This is a genomic window from Streptomyces sp. NPDC006265, from assembly GCF_040613555.1.
Lineage (GTDB): Bacteria > Actinomycetota > Actinomycetes > Streptomycetales > Streptomycetaceae > Streptomyces.
In genome coordinates this window covers 1-2,067 of sequence record NZ_JBEXSH010001219.1, presented here as the reverse complement: position 1 = coordinate 2,067, position 2,067 = coordinate 1, and the positions used below count along the sequence as shown (strand labels likewise).

Below are 2,067 nucleotides of genomic sequence, written 5' to 3'. Positions count from 1 at the left end.
TGTTCCTGTCCCCGCGGACCGTGCACAGCCATGTCGAGCATCTGCTGCGCAAGACCGGCTGCGCCTCGCGGGCGGAGGCCACCGCGCTCGCGGTGCGGGACGGCGTGCTGCGGCCGGACCCGGATCACCTCGCCCGGTTCGTCGAGCGGTGATCCGGGCCGGGGCGGTCAGGACGTCAGCGCCTCGACGCGCCGCATGACCTCGCGGCAGAACTCGCCCACGCCGTCGGGGTCGTCGATGAACTGGTTCGGCTTGACGCAGAACGTCGTGAAGCCCTGCTCCCACTGCTCCGGGATCGCGGAGAGCGCCGCGCCGAGGTCCGCCGGTGAGCGGTCGTCGGGGAAGACGGCCTGAGTGCCGCCGATCATCTCCAGGTCCGCGACGTCCCGCCCCGCCGCGGACATCGCCTCCTCGAGCTGCTGGAGGTCCTCGGGCGTGGGCCGGCCCAGCGGGTGGAAACCGTGGCCGTACTCGACGAGGCGGCGCAGGACGGGGCCGTGCAGGCGCTGGCCGCCGAACCAGAGCCGGGGGCCGCCGGGGCGGTGCGCCTTGGGCTCGAACCAGACGTCCTGGAAGGGGTAGTGCGGCCCGTCGTGGGAGAGCGGGGACGGGCCCCAGGCCTTCGCCCACACCTCCAGGTGCTCGTCGAGGAGCCGCCCGCGCCGGGTGAACGGCACGCCGAGGGCGTCGTACTCGTCCCTGCTCCAGCTCACCGTCGGCTGCACGACGAGCCGGCCCTCGCTGATCAGGTCGAGGGTGCCGAGTTCGCGGGCGAGCAGCAGCGGGTGGCGCAGCGGGGCGAGGACGGCCGCGGCGGCCAGACGCAGCCGGGAGGTGACGGAGGCGATGGCGGCGAGCAGCAGCAGGGAGTTCGGCCAGGGGGTGTGCGGGTCCTGGTTGCCGGGGAGGGCGTAGTCGCGGGGGTTTCCCATGACGCCGGCGGCTGCCGCGTCTGGGCCGAGGACGATGTGCTCGCTGACCATGACGGCGTCGAAGCCGGCGTCCTCCGCCTCGCGGGCCCAGCGGACGGCGGCGGACAGATCGGCCCGGCCGCCGGTGAGGGTCCAGTTCTCACTGAGGACGAGGAGCATGCGGGGAGGGCTGGACATGACGTGTTTCCCTTTCGACTTCGTACAATTTGAGTCCGAACGACCGGACGGCCCGGGACGAGCCGCCCGGGTGTGAGACGTCGTGACCAGACGAAGGAGCCGCCCGTGCCGGGGCACCGATCCATCACCGAAGCCGAGAAGCTCGCCGCGGCGAAGCTCGGCGGCATCGCGATCCGCCGGGAGCAGATGGCGGCGGTGGCGAACATCTACCGGGCCGCGTCCGCGGTGCGCCAGCATCTGGAGAACTCGGTGCTGCGCGGTTCCGACCTGACCTGGACGGCCTTCGTGGTGCTGTGGGTGGTCTGGGTGTGGGGCGAGTCGGAGACCCGGCACGTGGCGGAGGAGGCGGGGATCTCCAAGGGCACGCTGACGGGGGTGGTGCGCACGCTGGAGTCCCGTGGCCTGCTGCGGCGGGACGGGCATCCGAGCGACGGGCGCCTGGTGCTGCTCAGCCTCACCCCGGAGGGCGAGGTGTTCATGGCGCGGGTGTTCCCGGCGTTCAACGAGGAGGAGGCCTTCGTCACCGCCGGGCTCAGCGACGCCGAGTGCCGCCGCCTCGCCGAGGGGCTGCGCAGTGTGGTGCTCCAGGTGGAGGAGCACGGTGAGGAGCGGCGGCAGTCCCTGCTGGGCGGCGCCGAGCCCGCCCCGCGGCGCAGCGGGCGGCGGCCCCGGGCCTGAGCCCGGCCGCGGCCTCACCGGGTCGCGGCCCGCACGAGCGCGTCGAACAGGCCCTGCTGGGCGGGGTCCTCCTGGGCGGTGTCCTCCGGGTGCCACTGCACGGCCGTGAACCAGCCGCCGGAGCCCGGGAGTTCGAGGGCCTCGACGGCGCCGTCGGGCGCCCCGGCCCTTTCGCGCAGGCGCGTGGCCGGGCGGTGGACGCAGTGGTGGTGGTTTCAGGACGCGGCGGCCTTGTAGGCGCCCGCGGCCCCGGCGACGAGCGGGCCCGGGTGCCGAGTGG

General features: G+C 74.3%; 3 protein-coding genes and 1 pseudogene. 2 read left to right on the top strand and 2 right to left on the bottom strand.

The genetic code is table 11. From position 1 onward, the window contains the following. Positions 1–5: 5 nt before the first annotated feature. Positions 6–152, top strand: a complete 147-nt coding sequence (locus tag ABZ281_RS47310) for a LuxR C-terminal-related transcriptional regulator (protein ID WP_356664798.1) — start codon at positions 6–8, stop codon at positions 150–152. Positions 153–167: 15 nt separating this feature from the next. Here the strand turns inward: ABZ281_RS47310 and ABZ281_RS47305 are convergent, their stop codons facing one another. After that, positions 168–1,109, bottom strand: coding sequence for a TIGR03619 family F420-dependent LLM class oxidoreductase (locus tag ABZ281_RS47305; RefSeq protein WP_356664796.1), 942 nt, complete (start codon positions 1,107–1,109; stop codon positions 168–170). 105 nt (positions 1,110–1,214) lie between these two features. Between ABZ281_RS47305 and ABZ281_RS47300 the strand changes: the two genes are divergently transcribed. Next, positions 1,215–1,787 (top strand): MarR family transcriptional regulator, encoded by a 573-nt coding sequence (locus ABZ281_RS47300; RefSeq protein ID WP_356664794.1) that lies wholly within the window; start codon positions 1,215–1,217, stop codon positions 1,785–1,787. 14 nt (positions 1,788–1,801) lie between these two features. On the opposite strand, the pseudogene ABZ281_RS47295 reads toward ABZ281_RS47300, so the two are convergent. Beyond that, positions 1,802–2,067, bottom strand: a pseudogene (locus tag ABZ281_RS47295) (gamma-glutamyl-gamma-aminobutyrate hydrolase family protein); the annotation flags it as partial.